The sequence below is a fragment of the Haladaptatus ordinarius genome, assembly GCF_054177595.1.
Window position 1 is genome coordinate 66,919 of the sequence record NZ_JBPEHH010000008.1, and the last position, 18,419, is coordinate 85,337.

Consider the following 18,419-nt stretch of genomic DNA (forward strand, 5'->3'; position numbering starts at 1 on the left):
CAATGAGTCAGAACGCCCAACCCCCAAACGAGCATCCGACCGCACAGAAACTCTTCCAAACCGTTCCTCTCGTCCGTCGATTCGTGACGAGTACCAGCGGCCAATCCACCCAAGAGTGGGTTCCCGTGAATCGGCCACTCCCAGCACACAACGCCGTGGAATTGACAGACCGATCGGTCGTTGCCGCGATCCGTGTTGACCCAGCGAACATGAGCACGAAGACGGCATCGCAGTGGGAAGACCGCATCAAGCAGCTGGATGAAGCCCTCTCAACAACCGTCGATTTCGAGATTGAGCAATACAGTACGCTTCGCTCGCTGGATAAGCAGAGCTATCGTGAGGATTATCACGAGATGGCCGCTGAACGTCCCGACGAAAAGGATCTCACGGGAATGGACCGCCTGCAGCGTCGTCTGCTCGATGAACGAGTGGAGATCATCGACGATGACCACGAGAGTGTGCTTGTTCGCGAGCATTACGTCCTCGTGAAGGTCATGCCGGTCGAACTCTCCGAATCATGGGACGACGCGGCTGGACTCTTTGGAAGCGCAACAAACCTCCCGTTCATCGGCGATCAGATCAAGGCCCGTCGAATGAACAACTACGGCGACGACCTCGAGCAGCTTCGCATTGACCTGACTGCTCGCCTGAACAAGCGCGTCGAAAGCGTCGTTCAAGCACTCGGGAGCGTTGATGGGATCACCGGGACGCCCATCTCACTTGTGGAGTTCACGCGGTTGCTCCGCTCGTACTACCGAGCGGACAATGCAGCCACCATTCCCGATGAGACGATTCGGGCATTGATCCATGACTCGCCGGTTGTAGGTGCGAACGCCGATGTAGACGCAGATTACGAGGTCGACGTACAAACGAAGGACACCGATCCGATCGCCGAAAACTATCGGTCATTTCTGGCTCCTGAATCAGTTCGGTATGATGATCAGCGCTATCTCGTCCTGGACGAAGAGACCTACGTCCTCGGGATGTGGGTCGAGAATTGGCCGGAGAACCCTGATATCGGCATGTTCAGAGACGTGTTGAACACGCCCGGTGTGCATATTACGCTCTCCACGCACGCGCTCGGCGTCTCAAAATCTGATGCCCGGCAACAATCCCAGAAGAACAAGATCAAACACAAAAGCGACTACGAGAAGAAAGAGCAGGAAGGCCATTGGGGAGCCGAATCGGCTTATCGGAAGTGGCAAGCAGCTTCTGACATCGAGGATTCTCTGACCGAATCAGGATCGGGGCTGTTCATGACGAGTACCTACGTGAGCCTTCGTGCCAGCTCTGAAGAGCAGCTGCTCGATGCGGCGAAGACGATGAAACAGCGCTTCAAAGAGCAACCCGCCCGGTGCGAGGTTGTGCCTGCCCACTTCCAGCAGGAGGAGATGGCCCACTCGGCCGCGCCACTCGTCTATGATTCGATGAACAAGGCCACGCCGATGCTGGGGCGTGCACTGGCAAAGCAGATGCCCTACACTTCGAACAACATTTACGAGCCATCGGGAATCGAGGTTGGCATCCATCACGATCGGGACGAACCCACGATTGTCGATCCATATCTTCGGGGAATGGGCTACAATATGATGGTGTTCGGTAAGATCGGGAGCGGCAAGTCCACTACATCGAAGAAAATTCTGACACAACTCAAGGAACGCAACCCCGAGATGAACGTCGTGCTCATCGATCCACTCGAAGGGCTTGCGGGCCCGTCGAAGCTCTTCGATGCTGAGCAGATTGTCGTGGGGGGTGAGACGGGTCTCAATCCGTTGGAGATCAAAGAAACGCCCGAGGAGAAGCTATCCGTTGTTGGTCGGACGACGCCGTTCAGCGAGGCGATGGAGCGCTTCATAAGTTTCGTCGAGACGTTCTACGACCTCGAAGGCCGAGAACTCGAAGCAGAGAAAAAGAACGTCTGGGAGAAAGCCGGACGCCGTGCCTACAACGAGAAGGGAATCACGAAGGACCCGGGCACGCACGGCAACGAATCACCGACGCTTCGGGACGTGATTCAGGAGATTGCGCATATTGCTGGAGTCGGCGATAACCCCGAGATTCACCAGATGGGCGACCTCCTCGACGCTGATTTGAGTGAGACGGACGTCCCGCTGCGAACCCGCGAAGCGGCCGAACGGGTGCTCTCTGAGGACATTGAAGCGTTCCGGACGCGCTATCGCCACTTCACGAAGGAAACTGGCTTCGATTTGAACGCTGATGGCGGGAGTTTCTACCTTGACCTGCAACTCAAGGAGGGGAAAGGTGAGACGGGGCTGATGCTCGGGTTGCTCCTCACGTCGGTCTATGAGATGGCCAAAGAGAGCGACGACCCGACGATGATTCTAATCGACGAAGCGCAGTATCTCACCAAGCACGCGGATAACCTCACGTTCTTGGAGCAGGTTGTCCGTCACTCTCGGCACTACAACCTCTCGTTGCTGTTCAGCACCCAGTCGATCAGCGAGTTCTACGCAAAGGACGACGAGGGAACGAGCGCGCTCAAATCGCAGGCAGAGGTGATCTTCAACAACTCCTCGATGATGTGCTTCCACCACCTGGACGATATGACGCCCGAGTTCGGGAGTGAAATCGGGCTGAACGCCGAGGAGGCAACCTTCGTCAATAGTGCCCTGCCGGGCGACAAAGACCGTGGGTATTCGGAAATGCTGCTCGCTGTGGACGAAGACGGTACGCGAGAGTGCTACCCACAGCGGGTTGAGATGAGTATGGATGTAAATCCAGTCGAGTTCTCGATCGTCGATTACGAACCGAGTGACCACGGGAATTGGCACGAGTATTTAGAGCGCCAGCTTGGCGACCGCTTCGATGATGGGCAGCAATCCAGTGATGAGTCGGAGAACGAGACGACGGCGAAGCGTTCGGTAGTGGCGGCTGACGGTGGTGAGCACCAATGAGCCTCCTATTCCAGGCTGTTGAGATGGTAGTGGCTGCGTTTCACACACTCGCGAGTGTTCCACTCATCCAGCCGTTCTCAACGTTCCTCGCCGAGCAGATGTTCGCGGTCTTCTTCACGAACAGTCTTGTGCCGGCGTTTCTGGGCTACTCGGCACCGGAACTCAACGCGCTGCTCGGTGACATCGTTGCGTCGTATCTCGCGATCATCGGTGTGCTGATCGGAGCCTCAAAACTCATTCCGGGGGCAGGCCGATGAGCCGCTTCAGCCGATCAGCCGAGTACCGTGCTGCACAGCTCGGTACAGAGTCTAATAGCCAAGCCAGTGATGAGCTCATTCGCGTTCGGCCGTTCAAAGACGATGGCGGGATTGACACCGCAATCGAGTGGTTCGAATCCGTCCATCCGTCTCACTCAGACCTAAGTGGCAAGCGAAGCGTGCCCCGTGCAGCAGAGATCGTCTACGACGGTGAGCAGATCAGCTTCCGCTACCTGCCGTGTAGCGACGATTTCCACTGGTTCCTTACCCGCCTTCGGCACAAGTATCCTGATTCAGACGTTCGGCGGGAAGAGGCCGACCTCATACACATCGATGAGGGGGATTACGTCGCCGGTGGTGAGTGGACGCTCCGGAAGCATCGATGGTGGCCAATTCGTCGCCGTGACCTCGAAGGCTTCCGCGAAGACGACCCATACGAGACCGTCCTTGGGGATATCGTAGATGATGCGGTGAAAGCCGGTGGTGCGACCGGTCGGGAGCCAGTACGGAGCGTCATCCAAGTCATGTTCCGCCCGACAACGCGGAACTGGCAGACGGGACGCCTTCTCACGACGAATCTCACCGAACTCTACTACCATCTGAATGGCGTCTACACGATTCACGACCTCGCCGAGACCAAGCGCGAGAAAGAAACAGCCGATGCAACGGAAATCGGGAATGTCCTCGATCGGCGTGCAAAAGAGAAGGCGTTCGATGTGATGATTCGCCACCTCTCGGTCGGTGATGACAAGGAAGCGGTCAAGCACCACGCCGAGGCGGTCGGTGCCTCTTTCGCGAGCTATTACAACTCAAAGACCGAGCAAGCGTTCATCGTCGAGCCGAGTAGTTCGCCGGACACATTGGCGGAGACGATGGCCCGTCGGGAGTGGTCGGGCGAGAAGATGTTGCTCACGTCACTCGAGATCGCCCCAATCGTGCATCTACCACCAGCGGATATCTCGATCGCCCAGCTCGACCGTCGCCAGACCAAACGCGGTGAAGAAGTGCCAGTCGGATCCCACGAGCACAGTGGGTACATCACGGGGGAGAAAGATGCTTAATCGACTCTTCGGTGGTAGGAAAGACCATTCGACTGATGAATCGTCGGAGAATGAAGCCGAGAAAGACGCACCTGTCCCGACGACGATCACGAACGAACCGTATGGGTTCACGCAAACGGGTGCAGAGTACGCGGCGGACGGCATGACCGAAACGATCACCGAAACCAAAGAGCAAGGGCCGGTGGCAGGCCCAGAGATCCGCGAATTGCTCGAACGTGCTCGTGATCATCCAGACATGCCTCTGTGGCTTGGGTACAACGACAGCGCCCAGCAGGGCTTCGATCCGGCCCCCGTCGAATTCAACCAGCTCTTCCAGCATCTCTGGGTTGTCGGAACCACTGGTGCCGGGAAGACCACCGAAATGCTGAACTGGATGGTGCAGCTCGCCTGGGCAGGCTACGGGTTCATCTACTTCGACCCCAAGGCCGAGGACAGCAAAGAACTCCTCCAGAAACTTCCCGAATATCGGCACGACGACGTGATCTGGATCGAACCGGGTGACGACGACCACGATCGAAGTATCGGGATCAACTTCCTCGAAGTGCCGGACTGTGAGAGCGAGATGGAGCTTGAACAGCACGTCACCGACCGCATCCAGGTGCTCAAGGCCGTTCTGTCGGGTGACGATTACTGGGGCCCACGGATGAATGCGATCGTTGAGTCCATGGCACGGGCAATGATGCAAGCGAATCACGAGATCGAGGATTCAGACGAACAGTACTGTGTGCTCGATATGTACTTCGTCCTCTTGAACGCCCAACGACGCGAGGACTTCGCCGACGAGATTGACGATCCGTGGGTCGGTGAGTTCGTCTCTGAAATCGCCGAGATGGATGACGATGCCGTGCGACCCGTGATTACCCGGCTGAAACCGTGGGTCGAGAGTCCCGTCACCCGCCGCATCGCAGGCTGTCGTGAGAGTACGATCGACTTTCGGGAGATCCTCGATGACGAGAAGATCGTAATCGTTCGCACAGCCGTCTCTGACGATGATATCAAGCAACTCGTGACGCTCGGGACGCTTCGGCCGCTATGGAACGCGATTCAGAACCGCTCGATCGAAGGCGCGGAGAAAACGCCGTTTTTCGCAATCCTCGACGAGGCCGACCGCGTCCTTCACAAGAATCTTGACGTCGATGATATGCTGGCACGTGCCCGCTCGATGCGCCTCTCGGTGACGCTGGCGTGTCAGTATCCGACGCAACTCAAAGAGTCGGGTGTGCTCAAACCAGTCAAGAACAACTGCAACACAGGTGTGTTCTTCCGCGTACTGGACGACGAAGACGCCCGCCCTCTCACGCGGCGGTTAAGTGACTGTGATATCGAAGATTTCACCGAACTCGAAAACCATCGAATCTGGTCACGTATTCCGTTAGACGGCGGCACCCGGTTCTCTGGTGCGCTCAAGCTCAAGACGTTTGCGCCGTATCCGAACATCCGGGACGAAGACGAAGCAGAGGAAATTATCACTGAAAGTCTGGAGCGGTTTGCGGCCCCGCCACTCACTGACGACGAGATGATGCGCCAGCTCAAGTTTGGTGGGATGAACGAAGCCGTCACGCCGGAGAAAGCGAGTGCCAAGACACTCGATACGGCGAATGATGAGCGATCGCGTGATGCGGCACTGAAAGCCATCTACGACGAGAGCATTCGGCAGGGGCAACCAGGTGAGTTCATGCCGATTGAGGCGTGTCTCGATCGCCTCACCGACTACCTACCTGCACGGGGCGGCGTTGAGACCGCCGAACGTGCGTGGCGGCATGTGCTCAAAGACATCCCTGAGGCATATCTTGAGTATCGCGAAGAAAGCGGCCAAAGCCAAGTGAAGGTGCGCTCTCGGAGCTTCATGAACGTCGGCGATAGCGAGAATGACGGCGGGGCAGAACACTGGGCACCGATGGCTGATGCCTATGTCCCGATGACACAGCTCGGCTTCATCTTCGAAATTCCAGATCAGACGGGCAACGCAATGCCGGACGGTCTCGCACGGGTCGACGAGATGCTTGCAATCGACGACGCTGATGATCCCGAAGCGATTACCGCCAAAGTGACCACCTATCGGGACAATCACGCTCTCCTGAATCGTCTTGCGGGAGCGAAGGATGCCTATATCGAGAGTGAACACACGACCGGCAGCACTCAACCCTCACAGACGGTGAAAAATCTCGCCCAAGCCCATAACGCCGGACATCGGTGTCTGTTCTTTGCCCGGGAGGACGTCGCCGAAAATGTGTATGAGACGGTCGCACACGAACCATTCTGTTGTCGGAGCAATCACCCGGTGACTGACGAACGGCGGTTCTACACCGGCACCCAGATGCTTACGATCGATGGCGAGACGATGACCCGGCCTGGAAGTCGAGAGAACGTCTGGGTACATGACGAGCAGACTGGCGAGTACGTGCTACGTGACAGTGAGGACACCGTCCATGCCCGGTTCGAGTCGGCAGCAGACATCTTCACTGACGCGAGTGCCTACCCCAGCGGTGGCGAGCGGAACATCAAGCCGCCAGTGATCCCCGAGTACGAAATGGATGGCGACCTCGACGCGGTGGAATGGGATGTGATCGTGGTGCCGCCGGAGACGCAAACACCGATGGATATCCGGCTGTATGAAGGCGAGACACAGACGCCGGTGACCGATCTGGTGGACGCCGCATCTACCCAACGGAAACAGTCGACCAGTGAAGACGACGAGCCGGACACAGACTGGAGTAGTAGCAACAAGAGTATCGAGGCGGCACCCGTCAGCAGAATTGAACCAGTGACCGAAGCAGGGGCCGACAACGGAGACTGTGAGAAAGAGGAGGATGCGGCGGATTCCCTCAACGAACTACGATAGATCGGCGTTATTCACGATTTCAGTTACTTTTTGCTGTGTTGCATCGTCGTGTGTCGCGGTGAGCACTTGGAGAATATCGATGATCGTCTCACGACGTTGGCGGGTTTCTCGCTCTAACTCCTCGATCCGGTTCTCTAACGCAGTGACACGCTCTGCTGTGGCCGCGCCAGCAGGCGGCGAGAGAACATCTGGATTGTCGTCGATGATTGCCCCTCCCTCTGCGGTGAGTTGCCAGACACGTGCCTTGCGGCCACCACCGCCGCTGTATTCTCGCGTACCGGTATCTTCGATCAGGCCCCACCGTTCCAGTGTCTTCAGATGATGGCTCATGCTGCCGGTGGGAATGTCGGCCCGTTGTCTGAGTGTTGAGGTGTTGAGGTGGTCCGTTTCAGCGGCGTCAAACACCCCGAGGATGTTGCGCCGATGAGGGCTGCCATGATTCAGCTTCTGCTCAATCTCGTCGGGAGTGAGGTCCGTTGTGGAGTTGGATGTATCAGATTCCATAATTGCACACACGCAACGATAATGAACTGAGACGACTATAATATTATGGTTGGACCCAATTGTATCAGCAATTCCCGATAGCTGTGCATGAAGCGGGAAACAACACCAAAAAATAACGGCAAGGGGGAACCCCCTCAATTCTGTCAGAAACTGGAAAGGAGTGTGCGCGACACAACGCGGGGGCTGACACCCCCCGAATACAGAGTAGAACGACCCGCGATGAAAGAAGGTGAATCCAGTATAGCGAGAGCCAGTGGGCACCCCCAATCTATCACAAAACAGATGATACACAGTACACGCGAAAAGGGGCACCCCAACAGGCTGTCAACAGAGCCAGCTACAACGATGCGAGAGGGCAGACAGCCGAGAGCAATAGCACCCGGACAGTCCGCCAAAGCGAATCCTCGACGACAACCAAGACACGAAGAACAGGACAGTCCACCATGCAGAACAACCGGGGAAGAAGAACTACGAGAGGAAGGACAGTCTACCGAGGTCACACGAGGAACACAGAGAGCGAGACAGTGGGACAGTCAGGCCGTGCCGGACCCAGAGAAGAACAGAAGGGTGACGCAAGGAGAGGAGACAGTCCAACAGTGCGAGCAACGGGGCCACAGTAGAGAGCACACTACCAGCCGGGACAGCGACAGAGCACTAGCGGCAAGCCGCCATGAGGAGCACCAAGCAGTGTACCGCACAGCAAGAAACCGTCCAGCAGGGAGGCTACAACAGTACAGCACCAGCACAGCGACAGCAGAAGCGAAATGACGTCCAACACAAGCGAGTGTGGCCATGATTACCCTTGAGCCAGTGATAGACGAGAAAGTGGACAGTCTGCCCTGCCAGGACATACTGAGAAACCCGCGAAGCCACGATGAGGGGTGCCAGTATCCGCACTGGAGTGGGGTGCCGACGAGCGACACGCAGCCAACCAATCTTAGTGCACTAGCTGGGGTGCCAGTAGCACGTACTCACGGAATGCCCGTGTGACGGCAGAGATGGGGTGCCACATAGACACCATACTGGGTGTCAATAGGAGAGTGACCGTCTTCCGCAGAACGCACGAGGAGAGGCAGAAAAGCACTGCCAGACTGTCCACAGGACGTCAGGGGACTGCCGTGAGACGGCATAGGGCAGCATATTGGACTGTCCAGGGCTACAAGCACAGTAGAGATGAGCTGGCTAGAGCCCGGTGGACTGTCCTCTGCGTACCAGCAGGAGAGTGGTAGGTTTAGTGGTGGTGGGACTGTCGAGTGAGCGCTGTCTACAACGGAACTCTGGTGTGTTACCAGCGGGAATGTCAGGAGCTGGGGTGACTGTTGGTCCGATGAAAAGCAAAGGAAAACGGCTGTGTTTCTGCTGGGTGGGCATCCGTGTGTTTCTGCCGGCCGACTGTCCAGTGGTCACGGGTAGCGGTTATTCGGTGCTGCTGGGCGGTCGGCCGAAGTTGATCGGTTCGGTGCGCTTCCAGTCGCACGTCATCAAAAGTATCGACCGACCACCTGCAACAGCAAACACAACGGAACAACGCAAGTCGGAGTATATACTCCATGATTTTTAAGCAATATCCTCGCTAGACCAAAATAGTATTATCTCCCGGGTTTAATACGGCTTGCATGTAAAACCCATACTCAAAGACGGCTTCCGCTTGTTCTATTTTCTTGTACCGAAGCGCAACTGATTGGGATGCACTGCAGTCCTCCAGAACTACTAGAAATCATGGTTACAACAGCGACTACTGACAGCCAACCTGGCGAACGGTGCGAGAACTGCGATGCAATGACGCCGCATCACGTGGCGATCAAGATCGTCACCGAGAGTGAAAAGGACTCAAACGCATCCTTCTCTCGAGAGCCCTACCGCGTCACAGAGTGCCAGCAGTGTGGCACGACAACCAAACAGCGCGCAAACAACATGTAATGAGGAATTAAAATATGTCTCAGACAACCATCTCACGCCAACCAGAGTCACGAATCGCTGACACACGGTGCCAGAACTGCGGGAGCTTCGTCACGCGTGATTTTGCACGTGTCTTTGGCGACAATCAAAACAGCGTTCATGGGTGTTTAGACTGCATGAATGGCACTGACGTGAAAAATGGCCACGCAACTCAGTTATAAGACGTCATTTGAGCATACGTATGATATCTAGAAAAGCGACTGACGATCTCGAAGGCATCACTAACGAAGAAACTAGCGGGAGACTTTCGGAAACGGAAATCAACGAACTGCTCACGAACCAGCGGCGACGAGTGATTTTGTCGTACGTACAGGTATATGACGGACCGGTCGAAATCGAATCGCTGATCGAACACCTCACGTACCAAGAGTTAGAGGGATGCTCAGGAGGCAGATCAACTCAACTCTTCGAAGAGATCACGGAGGCCGTCTGGAGCGAGCATTTGCCACTGCTCGCCGAGCACGATATCATCAGGTACGACCGGGAGAGCGAAAAACTGCGTGGCTGGACCAATATCGGTCAGCTCACGCACCGCCTGCGAGAGTACGATACCTGATCGTTTTCGATAGATCAGAACGCGAATGGTGACAGTAGCTCATTCACTGCAGCAGTAGCCAACCCGAAGATCCGGCTCCTTGTACAACGCGGACAAAGCGACCGAACTGTTGTATGCAATTGGTCGCGATACTGTTCGTCGAACTCCGGTGGTTGCAAGGAGTTAGAAGATTCAGTCGAGCTAAGCGTGACAGTCAGCAGTGGAATGAGTACGTGATCGTGGTCGAAATGCATGATGAGGGCGTGTTCTGCGTGATAGAACGTGTTTTGGTGATACAATTGCCTGCATTCAACGCTTCCTCCATTGGTGGGAGACAAACGCACTCGTTTTCGTAGTCTACATATCTGAATTATGACTACCGACGGAGAAACCAAGATGAAGAGAGCACTACTGGCTGCCTAAACGGATCAGTCCCGTCATAGAAATCCCACGATGGCGAGATTACTTGATGTCCGGTTGTACGAAAATGCCGTATTGCACGCTGATTGACTTCATGCGATGAGTATTCACGTGTGCTTGTTCGCCACTGACATTCAACACAGCTGAGGATCCGTTCATCTGTCATACGTGCAGGTCAGAGATGAAGTCGGTTGATCAGCGCGGTTGCTTTTCCAAGGGATTCATTTGGACGCCCATTTCGTTGGGTCAGCGGCTCCTTGACCGAGAATGAGCGCATTTTCAACACGATTGTCCTAGCCTCGGTAGTGCCGTTCAGAGAACGCGTGGTGTGAAACTCCGATGGTATAGTTATACTAGCGATTTTAGAAACAGAGATATACGGCCACGAGTTAGACCCGCGTTAATGACTGGAACACTTGTAGAAGTGACTGTCCCTGCCAAGCAATTTGCACTCGAGCATACGCTTGACACGCTTGAGACAGTAACTTTTGAGGTTGAACAAATGGTCGCCACCAATCGAGACAGCTTGATACCGTTCATTTGGATCGGTACAAGTGATCGAGGCACGCTCGAAGCAGCGTTTAGCGCTGATGAGAGTGTTGCTGACTTCCAGCTGATTGCCGGGTTCGAGACCGAGTGTCTGTATCAACTCGAGTGGGTGGATCAGATTGAACATTTAATTCGGATGCTTGTGGATGAGAAAGCGACGGTACTTGCTGCAAGCGGCCAAGAAGACACGTGGCATCTGCGCCTATTGTTTGCTGACCATGATTCAATTACCCGGACCACCGAGTACTGTGAGAAGAATGGGATTGACTTCGACATTGAGAATATCCATGAGTTCAGTGATGAACGGAGTGATCGATTTGGACTGACGGACTCCCAACAAAAGACCCTCCAACACGCTGCCGATCGCGGTTATTACTCGGTCCCACGCGATGTCACGGCAGAGGAACTCGCCGACGAATTCGATGTCAGTCATCAGGCGCTCTCTGAACGACTGCGGCGCGGCCATGGCAGCCTTGTGAACCATGTTCTCGGCGAGAGAGCAGGAACGATAGAAACGCCAGAAACAGACTCTCCCGAGCCAGACCGGGAACCGAGTACAGACTAGCGAATACGCCAAAGAAATCAGGCGTTGTCTGTCTCAAGCGGCTCGAGAGTCACTGTTCGCTCAGTGCTCACCTGTATCGGTGCAAAGAGGCTGTTGAACGCGTCTGGATTACTGTCCTCATAGAGCTGGAGCTGAGTTTTGATTATTTCTAGATCTGTTAGGTCGCATCAATGAAAGGATGTTGGTGGCCATGAAGGTCCACCCATCACCCTTAAAGCAGGGAAATATCCCTACTCCATGTTCTGCTGCTCCTCGCGTAAAAGGAGCAGCAGATTGCCATACGGTAGTGGGGGTCTTAACCTTGCAACTCTTGTCGATAGCTGAATTCGACTGACGTTCGTCGGGAGACCAAGCGCAGACACAATGATCTGTGAGGTAGTACAAAACTGTCAACAGCAAATTAAGGGAAGTACTCGGCGGCGAGCGTTCGGGCAAGGCGGTCCGGTATGTTTCCATTCGCCGTCGGCCATCATTCGGTATCCCCAATGTTGAACTAAACAAAGCAACCATCTCCAGTATACAGCGATTTCTCCCTCTTTTCGGACTTGTCCTGGCTATCATCCTCGCAGGCTGTCTCGGTGGGCTTGGAGTCGGTGGTAGTAACAACGCCGCGGCAACGACGACGAGAATAGAAACACAGACGACCTCGATCGCTAGTACGACCACAGTAGAACCGACTACTACAACAACCACCACAGAACCTCAGGTGGAGACACGAACGCAGACAACGTATCTAAGGCAACCAACAACGGCAAACATTGAGACTCCAGAGAATAGCGAGCGCTTCCAAGCGCGTGTTACCGAACTAATCGATCCGACGACGCTCACCATCAAATACGATGGGAAGAACCGCACTGTTGATTTGATCGGTGTGAGCGTCCCTGAGAGCAGTCCAATCCACACGAAGGCAGCTCGCTATACGAAGTCCCAAATGGATCATCAAGTCGTGACAGTCGTCTCTGATCCACAGGTGAATGCAACAGACAACGGTCGCATGCAAGCGTACATCTACATCGGGAATTTCATGTTCAACACTGATTTGATCCGTATCGGCTACGCTCGCGTGCCAGACGGCCAGTTCAGCAAACGCCAGGAATTCATGCGCAAACAACATCAGGCCAAACAACACGGCTATGGCCGCTGGAACACGACCACGACAACAGCCTAATCACTCCTCAGTCGACGAACATTCTGTATTGAACATGTACTGCTGGGGGGTGCACTAAGCAGACGTGGGGACATCTGCTACTGACAGAAGGACAGCACCGCTAGTCATTACTAGGTGACTCCAAATGGTTGCGTTTGGAACATACCAGCCCCCATGGGTAGTACGATACGGCGATGAAGTGCGCATTTGCCGAATATGGTCGGGAAAACAGTGTCTACCGGAATTTTTTTTCGTTTGACGCCTCAGTATCGGTTATGGCGGGGAACGACCCACCTCCCGACAAGTGGGAGACTAATTCCAGTCAGTCCGGCGAGGAGAGCGCCGCCGAGCGCGATCTCGACATCGATGTCTCGGAAGTTGTCCTCGAATTACAACCCGTCTTCGAGGCGATTGGGCATCCACGACGACGCTACCTCGTTTACACCCTCTCTGAAGAGACCGAATGGTCGCTTGATGACCTTGCGACCAAACTCGCTGCCTGGGAGACTGATACGAAAGAGGCGAACATCGCGACGCTCACGCGCCAGGAGATGTACGTGTCGCTCTATCACAGCCACGTGCCGAAACTCGTGGATTTGGACGTGATCGAGTTCGATGACGAGACTGAGACGATCACTCCTGGTCCACATGCGGTCCAGGTATTGACTGCGTTGGAGGGTGCCGGTGGCAGTCTCGACAATCGGCAAGAAACGCATGCTCGTCACGACTTCGACCGAGAGGATACCGAGTAACCCATGGCCACCCAAAGAGGTATCACTGCCTCGGGCATGACAGTACGATAGGACAGTTTCACACGGAGGACGACAGATGACCTCAAGTAATGACCACACCGAGGATGGTACCAGACTTGCACAGGACGGAAACGGACCTGACGATCCCGACATGGCGTTTATGACACAGGCTCACTACGAACGAGAGAGCCACCGCGATCTCACTACCGAAATCATGTTCGCAATCGCGGACGCCGCAGACGTTGCTCCCGTAGATATCAAAGATCCACCCTTGTACGAGTGTGTGGATATCGCTGCGATCGAAGACGGCTTCTTTGGTCCCAAGGTCGCCGGGAAGACCCGCGATAGTGAAGGGAGTGTTTCCTTCCGGTATAATCAGTATCACGTCGAGGTTGCCAGTGATGGATGGATTATGGTTTCTGAGCCTACTGCTCAAGGAGAACGACCAGATTCCGAAGGATTGTAATTTTGGCACAGCCGTTTCAGTTATAAAATCGCTTTTACGTCCACTGACCACTATCCCTTCATGAGCATCAATATTTACTACAATTGATGATGTTTCGAGTGATACGCAGTACTAATTCACCTTCAATACGTTGGGCTACAATATCGCGAGTTCATTACTCTCTACCTCGTAGTCTCTACTCGGAGCTTGCCCACAAGGGGTTTCGATAACGGTCTACTCGCAGCCCCAAACGAGAAGAGGGGAAATCTCATCATGGTCACGACAATCACCGATATTCGTGTGTCTGCGGATGCATTCCCGCTTGGGCGCATCTTGTAGACGTACCCGGAGGTTGAGATCGAACTCGAACGGATCGTTCCGACACAGGAAGGGATCATTCCACTGTTTTGGGTCGAAAGCGATCGTGAACAGGAGGTTGAGACCACGCTGCGAGAGGATGCGCTTGTCGAGGAGATTGTCCAACTCACGCCGACACCAGATCGAATTCTCTATTCAGTCAACTGGAGTCCTGACATTGATGCTCTCGTTCGAGCATTAGTCGAGTTCGGTGTGGAAGTGCTCAGCGGCGAAGGAACAGCCAATTTCAATCTTCGAATTCGCCGTCGTCTTGTTCGTAGGTGATGGTCAGTCGCCCTGGCGTTCGACGCTTCGCTGCGTCCCGAAGCGTTTGGAACTCTTGCAGGAGTTTATCAGCATCGTCCGTTCCTTCTCGAACGCTCCGCGATTCTTCCCGAATTGTATCATATACTTGCTCAAGAAGCCGTTGTGCGGCGTACGAATCGGTCTTCGAGTCTATCTCGAAGGAAGCCTCGTAGTGGGACATAGTCGTGGTTAGTTCCCCACTGGAATAACTCCCCTTCATGTCCCACGGAGAGAATCCGCATTTCTATGACCCCTCGCCGAAATACATACCTTATGCCTTGTCCTAACTGTGACGCAGCCGCGTATACCGATCTCGGGTTGCATCTCGGCAACATCACCGCCAGTCTCGGCAACTCTCCCAAGACGATACCGAATTCGGAGACGTTAGTCCGGTGTGATGAGTGTGGCATTCTCTACGATACCGGTATTGCAGGTACGTGAACCCCAATTACGTCGTGTCTATCCCCCTTCCCGCCGGGACGTCAGCTGACCGTATGTCCCGGCATGAAGCGACCGTCGAAATCGAGTCGAAAACGGACGTCTACCCCGTCGAGCGACTGACGAACCAGCGATATGATTTGGTTTGGGAAGAGTCACGACATTCCAATCGGCATCACGCGGCTTAACAGAGAGTAAAGCCGTTCCGGATGATCCGTGACGCGACACGACAACCGACGCCCGGGATACTGCGGGAGGTATGCGAATTCTGAAACCGAGGATTTGACGGCTGAATGTTAATTTAACTCTGGCTGTCTGGATGGTGAGAGACACGTGACATTCTCAGGAGTGTTCAGATAGAGCCGAATAATCAGACAGTTACCAGGGTCGGTCGGGGAATTAATGTTGTTGCGCCCTCTCTTCTGATAGAGTGGCTGACCTGATCACCGAATACGCCAACTACGACGCATTCGTCCGTGAGTGGCATTCAGAAACGGTCACTGGCGACGACAATGTCTCTCTTGAAGAAGCCCGGGATCGGGGACTTCTCGATGAACAGAAGTCCCGACAACTATGGCAATTATTGGGACTTCTTGACACTGATGAGCTTCTCATTCAACTGCCGGAGTGGTTGGCTGACGAGAAGGGTGGATCCATGGATAAAACTACCCCCACGATGTTCGTTGGAACCATCACCCGAGAAACGGAAGACGCGATTCTTTTCGAGAATTCTGCGGCCGCACGATCGCTCATGCGGCTTGCACACAAGATCCACTCACTCGAAAAAGGGATTGAAAATATAGAGGCTGATACCGATCACCACGAGCGGTTAGCGAAGCAGCTGCAAGACCACCAGCAACAGTTTTGCAACCGGGATGGTCTTCCCAGCCTCACCGATGAGTGGCTTCCAAAAAGCCAACTCATAACAGCTATTCAGCGGAGTGACTAATTGACTCTGTAGTTTCGCTAGACGGCGAACCACTTCCGTGCAAATGGGTCAAGTGGAGAGGTTAGTATGTACTACTAACTTGGATCTGCGGGATCCACTGCCGCTTATGATTTTAGGGAGAAGAAAATCGACTTCGTACTAAAAAGAGCGGATAATCAGCAGCTATACCACGATTCAAACACCTGGTTTGGTGATCGCCAGCCGGAGAAAAGTGGAAATACAGAGGTTAGTATCACCTACTAACCGACTATAGGCTGAAAATCCAAAGCAAGAGGGGCAGAATAGACTCACGAAGAACACTGCAACTCGCCAAAATCTTCCTCGTATCTACTGCTTATCGCGAGAACTACGTAAACGAGACTTGGTTAGTGGCCGTTGGCCTCCTCCTCGACATGGAGTGACCCACTGCACTTGCTACACCTGTACTGCTCCGGGTTGCGCACTGTTTTCGAGCGTCGATATCGGGCAATCCGACCATCACAGTCTTCGCATACAAGCCACCACTTTGGCGTGGTGAAGCGTTCGCAGTGCTGCGAAGTATTGAGGGCGTCCGTCCAGCGGGTGAACGTTGCGCCGTGATCCGCGTCGCCAAATTCGTGGTACTGCCAGGCGTGAATCAGTTCGTGCCGGACGGTGGAACTGAATTGTTCCCATCCATGCTTCTCGTAGGCCGTCCAGGTCAGCGTGATCGTGATTGCCTCTGTTGCAGGGTCGTACTTCGTGACGCCCGCCTGTCGTTGGGCTCGGTGTGAAACCTCCTAGTCGATGGTTTCGACCGGCAGGCCTGGGAAGTGTTCGACGGAGACGTCGGTCGCGTGCTGTCGTGCTCGGTCGAGCAGGTCTGTCGGTGTCTCAGGGGTATCATCGGTCGCAGGTTTCGGGCTTTCTGTCAGCGTTCGCTGGTCGGTAATCTCCGAGAACGTCAATTGGCGTGCCATGGATAAAAAGAGCTGAAGGGGTGGTTAGTTCGGTAGTTCCTTCCGTCCCGTTCTCACGCATGGCCAGCACGGGAAGTCACCGAGACCGTCACAGTCACAGTCTTCGGGTTCGGTTTCGTTGTCGTCCTCTGTGTGGAAGGCGTCGAGTGTTCCGTCGCTAGTTGCGTTTTCGACGGCCGCCATGTGTTTGCAAAAGGCGTTGCGGTGGACATGGTGCGGACACGTGCAGGCCATCAGCTCCTCGGTCACGTCATCGATGGAGACGGTGTACTGGTGGGCTGCGGGGTTCTCATGGCTCTCGTTGGTGACTTCTACGAGTCCGGGGGCATCGACGTCGAAGGAAAACTGTTCCCACTGTGCGCGTTTCTGTGCCGTCTCGTCAGCTTCAAGTTCACTAGGCGTTTTCGTTGACATGGTCTTTCGGAGTTGCATTTGGAAGACCGGTGCCGGGTGTTCTAGCACCCGGCGCGTTTCTACACACGCCCGAGGGCACCGTTCTTCCTACCATGTCCTATGTGGGATACGGTATTAAAGATTTCGGTATCCTACGTAGGAGTCGGTATTAAGTGGATGGCTGCGATACTATGTGCTATGACCGAGAACGAGAGTGAACGCGACGAGCAGGGACGATTTGCGGAGCAAACGACTGATGACGATATTCTTCGGGTGATCCGTGAGTCAGAGTTTCCGGCAGTGACCGCTCGGTGGGTCGCAGATACGGTTGGAATGAAGCGGCGGCCAGTACATCAGCGGCTCGAGGAGCTTCACGGGCAGGGTAAGTTGGAACGTGGGAAATTGAGTCCGCGGGTGGTTATCTGGTGGATTCCGGAGGAATAGTTGATCAAAGAGAACCTATTGCTCTCAGTAAGAGGTCACTTTTCGCGCTGCAATGCATTTTTAGCAACTTGAGGTGCTACTCGACAATCAATGACAAATTTTGGTGAGTCTATTTAACGAATGAAACCTTGTCGTACGTATGGTGCTTGAAGCCGATCTCACACAGCTTGGAGCCGTCCGAAATATGCTCTATGGCATCCATTTCACCATGTTCGGACTGTTTGGTATTGCCGTCACTGATAGCCTGATTACGTTTGCTGCCGTCGGATTGGTAGTACTCGGATTTTACTTCACTGGACGAGGCTTTTCGGCGTACTCACCCCGATCGTTAAGGCAATCTCTTGGCTGCGTCAAGTGGTATTTCGTCTAGTACATACCGGAGGTAGCTCGAAACCTCGTCTAAGCTCTCACGAACATCCTTGCTGTCCACTGATTTAATCCATATGTCTGACGACGTTTGGAAACTCTCGATGGAATTCGTTCCTTCGTGTTTTATGACGGGTGTTTCATCGTCAAAAAAGTCGCTGAGGGCGCAGTAAAAAGGGGCACGATTTGACGACTCATAGGCCACAAGTGAGCATTGAGTAGCTTATTAAAATTATTTACAATAGCTATACATTGCTTCAACCCTATTAGTTGCTAT

At 54.3% G+C, this 18,419-nt stretch carries 17 protein-coding genes and 1 pseudogene; 13 read left to right on the top strand and 5 right to left on the bottom strand.

Features of this window, described 5'->3' with window-relative positions:
* Positions 1–2: 2 nt before the first annotated feature.
* The 4 genes from ACR3FF_RS05145 to ACR3FF_RS05160 are packed head-to-tail and all read left to right on the top strand — an operon-like array spanning position 3 to position 7,075.
* A complete protein-coding gene (locus ACR3FF_RS05145; RefSeq protein ID WP_472850147.1) occupies positions 3–2,915 on the top strand; it encodes a VirB4 family type IV secretion system protein in 2,913 nt (970 codons plus the stop codon).
* Entirely contained in the window at positions 2,912–3,172 is a 261-nt protein-coding gene (locus tag ACR3FF_RS05150; protein WP_458186644.1) for a hypothetical protein, read from the top strand. Before ACR3FF_RS05145 ends, ACR3FF_RS05150 begins: the two co-directional genes overlap by 4 nt.
* Positions 3,169–4,233, top strand: a complete 1,065-nt coding sequence (locus ACR3FF_RS05155) for a DUF8128 domain-containing protein (RefSeq protein ID WP_458186646.1) — start codon at positions 3,169–3,171, stop codon at positions 4,231–4,233. Before ACR3FF_RS05150 ends, ACR3FF_RS05155 begins: the two co-directional genes overlap by 4 nt.
* Positions 4,226–7,075 carry a type IV secretory system conjugative DNA transfer family protein gene (locus tag ACR3FF_RS05160; RefSeq protein ID WP_458186647.1) on the top strand — a complete coding sequence of 950 codons (2,850 nt, stop codon included), beginning with the start codon at positions 4,226–4,228 and terminating at the stop codon, positions 7,073–7,075. Before ACR3FF_RS05155 ends, ACR3FF_RS05160 begins: the two co-directional genes overlap by 8 nt.
* Here the strand turns inward: ACR3FF_RS05160 and ACR3FF_RS05165 are convergent.
* Entirely contained in the window at positions 7,067–7,579 is a 513-nt protein-coding gene (locus tag ACR3FF_RS05165; protein WP_458186649.1) for a helix-turn-helix domain-containing protein, read from the bottom strand. The genes ACR3FF_RS05160 and ACR3FF_RS05165 overlap by 9 nt on opposite strands.
* Positions 7,580–9,298: 1,719 nt before the next feature.
* On the opposite strand from ACR3FF_RS05165, the gene ACR3FF_RS05170 reads away from it, so the two are divergent.
* The 8 genes from ACR3FF_RS05170 to ACR3FF_RS05205 all read left to right on the top strand — a co-directional run bounded on the left by ACR3FF_RS05170 (position 9,299) and on the right by ACR3FF_RS05205 (position 14,593).
* Complete coding sequence (locus tag ACR3FF_RS05170) at positions 9,299–9,499, top strand: DUF7835 family putative zinc beta-ribbon protein (RefSeq protein ID WP_458186651.1); 201 nt, start codon at positions 9,299–9,301, stop codon at positions 9,497–9,499.
* A gap of 14 nt (positions 9,500–9,513) precedes the next feature.
* Positions 9,514–9,699: a DUF7563 family protein gene (locus ACR3FF_RS05175; RefSeq protein ID WP_458186653.1), complete on the top strand. Its 186-nt coding sequence runs from the start codon at positions 9,514–9,516 to the stop codon at positions 9,697–9,699.
* Between the two features lie 20 nt (positions 9,700–9,719).
* Positions 9,720–10,094, top strand: coding sequence for a DUF7344 domain-containing protein (locus ACR3FF_RS05180; RefSeq protein ID WP_458186654.1), 375 nt, complete (start codon positions 9,720–9,722; stop codon positions 10,092–10,094).
* Between the two features lie 802 nt (positions 10,095–10,896).
* The gene (locus ACR3FF_RS05185; protein WP_458186655.1) at positions 10,897–11,607 is read left to right on the top strand and encodes a helix-turn-helix domain-containing protein; all 711 of its coding nucleotides are present in this window, start codon (positions 10,897–10,899) and stop codon (positions 11,605–11,607) included.
* A gap of 706 nt (positions 11,608–12,313) precedes the next feature.
* Positions 12,314–12,775: a thermonuclease family protein gene (locus ACR3FF_RS05190; protein ID WP_458186656.1), complete on the top strand. Its 462-nt coding sequence runs from the start codon at positions 12,314–12,316 to the stop codon at positions 12,773–12,775.
* A 254-nt stretch (positions 12,776–13,029) separates the two neighbouring features.
* The gene (locus ACR3FF_RS05195; protein WP_458186658.1) at positions 13,030–13,506 is read left to right on the top strand and encodes a DUF7344 domain-containing protein; all 477 of its coding nucleotides are present in this window, start codon (positions 13,030–13,032) and stop codon (positions 13,504–13,506) included.
* A gap of 76 nt (positions 13,507–13,582) precedes the next feature.
* Entirely contained in the window at positions 13,583–13,972 is a 390-nt protein-coding gene (locus tag ACR3FF_RS05200; protein ID WP_458186660.1) for a HalOD1 output domain-containing protein, read from the top strand.
* A 336-nt stretch (positions 13,973–14,308) separates the two neighbouring features.
* A complete protein-coding gene (locus ACR3FF_RS05205; protein WP_458186672.1) occupies positions 14,309–14,593 on the top strand; it encodes a bacterio-opsin activator domain-containing protein in 285 nt (94 codons plus the stop codon).
* Here the strand turns inward: ACR3FF_RS05205 and ACR3FF_RS05210 are convergent.
* Positions 14,556–14,795: a hypothetical protein gene (locus ACR3FF_RS05210; RefSeq protein ID WP_458186662.1), complete on the bottom strand. Its 240-nt coding sequence runs from the start codon at positions 14,793–14,795 to the stop codon at positions 14,556–14,558. The genes ACR3FF_RS05205 and ACR3FF_RS05210 overlap by 38 nt on opposite strands.
* 687 nt (positions 14,796–15,482) lie before the next feature.
* Between ACR3FF_RS05210 and ACR3FF_RS05215 the strand changes: the two genes are divergently transcribed.
* The gene (locus tag ACR3FF_RS05215) at positions 15,483–16,001 is read left to right on the top strand and encodes a hypothetical protein (RefSeq protein WP_458186664.1); all 519 of its coding nucleotides are present in this window, start codon (positions 15,483–15,485) and stop codon (positions 15,999–16,001) included.
* 365 nt (positions 16,002–16,366) lie between these two features.
* On the opposite strand, the pseudogene ACR3FF_RS05220 reads toward ACR3FF_RS05215, so the two are convergent.
* From ACR3FF_RS05220 to ACR3FF_RS05230, 3 genes and pseudogenes are all read right to left on the bottom strand, one after another.
* Positions 16,367–16,744 (bottom strand): annotated as a pseudogene (locus ACR3FF_RS05220) (SprT-like domain-containing protein); the annotation flags it as partial.
* Between the two features lie 15 nt (positions 16,745–16,759).
* Positions 16,760–16,939 (bottom strand): hypothetical protein, encoded by a 180-nt coding sequence (locus ACR3FF_RS05225; protein ID WP_458186666.1) that lies wholly within the window; start codon positions 16,937–16,939, stop codon positions 16,760–16,762.
* Between the two features lie 24 nt (positions 16,940–16,963).
* Positions 16,964–17,353, bottom strand: a complete 390-nt coding sequence (locus tag ACR3FF_RS05230) for an SWIM zinc finger family protein (protein WP_458186668.1) — start codon at positions 17,351–17,353, stop codon at positions 16,964–16,966.
* Positions 17,354–18,419 lie beyond the last annotated feature (1,066 nt).

Coding starts and splice junctions, on each gene's coding strand:
- ACR3FF_RS05230 (WP_458186668.1), bottom strand. CDS start 17,353: ATGTCAACGAAAACGCCTAGTGAACTTGAAGCTGACGAGACGGCACAG.
- ACR3FF_RS05150 (WP_458186644.1), top strand. CDS start 2,912: ATGAGCCTCCTATTCCAGGCTGTTGAGATGGTAGTGGCTGCGTTTCAC.
- ACR3FF_RS05210 (WP_458186662.1), bottom strand. CDS start 14,795: ATGTCCCACTACGAGGCTTCCTTCGAGATAGACTCGAAGACCGATTCG.
- ACR3FF_RS05160 (WP_458186647.1), top strand. CDS start 4,226: ATGCTTAATCGACTCTTCGGTGGTAGGAAAGACCATTCGACTGATGAA.
- ACR3FF_RS05195 (WP_458186658.1), top strand. CDS start 13,030: ATGGCGGGGAACGACCCACCTCCCGACAAGTGGGAGACTAATTCCAGT.
- ACR3FF_RS05155 (WP_458186646.1), top strand. CDS start 3,169: ATGAGCCGCTTCAGCCGATCAGCCGAGTACCGTGCTGCACAGCTCGGT.
- ACR3FF_RS05180 (WP_458186654.1), top strand. CDS start 9,720: ATGATATCTAGAAAAGCGACTGACGATCTCGAAGGCATCACTAACGAA.
- ACR3FF_RS05225 (WP_458186666.1), bottom strand. CDS start 16,939: ATGGCACGCCAATTGACGTTCTCGGAGATTACCGACCAGCGAACGCTG.
- ACR3FF_RS05145 (WP_472850147.1), top strand. CDS start 3: ATGAGTCAGAACGCCCAACCCCCAAACGAGCATCCGACCGCACAGAAA.
- ACR3FF_RS05170 (WP_458186651.1), top strand. CDS start 9,299: ATGGTTACAACAGCGACTACTGACAGCCAACCTGGCGAACGGTGCGAG.
- ACR3FF_RS05165 (WP_458186649.1), bottom strand. CDS start 7,579: ATGGAATCTGATACATCCAACTCCACAACGGACCTCACTCCCGACGAG.
- ACR3FF_RS05185 (WP_458186655.1), top strand. CDS start 10,897: ATGACTGGAACACTTGTAGAAGTGACTGTCCCTGCCAAGCAATTTGCA.
- ACR3FF_RS05175 (WP_458186653.1), top strand. CDS start 9,514: ATGTCTCAGACAACCATCTCACGCCAACCAGAGTCACGAATCGCTGAC.
- ACR3FF_RS05200 (WP_458186660.1), top strand. CDS start 13,583: ATGACCTCAAGTAATGACCACACCGAGGATGGTACCAGACTTGCACAG.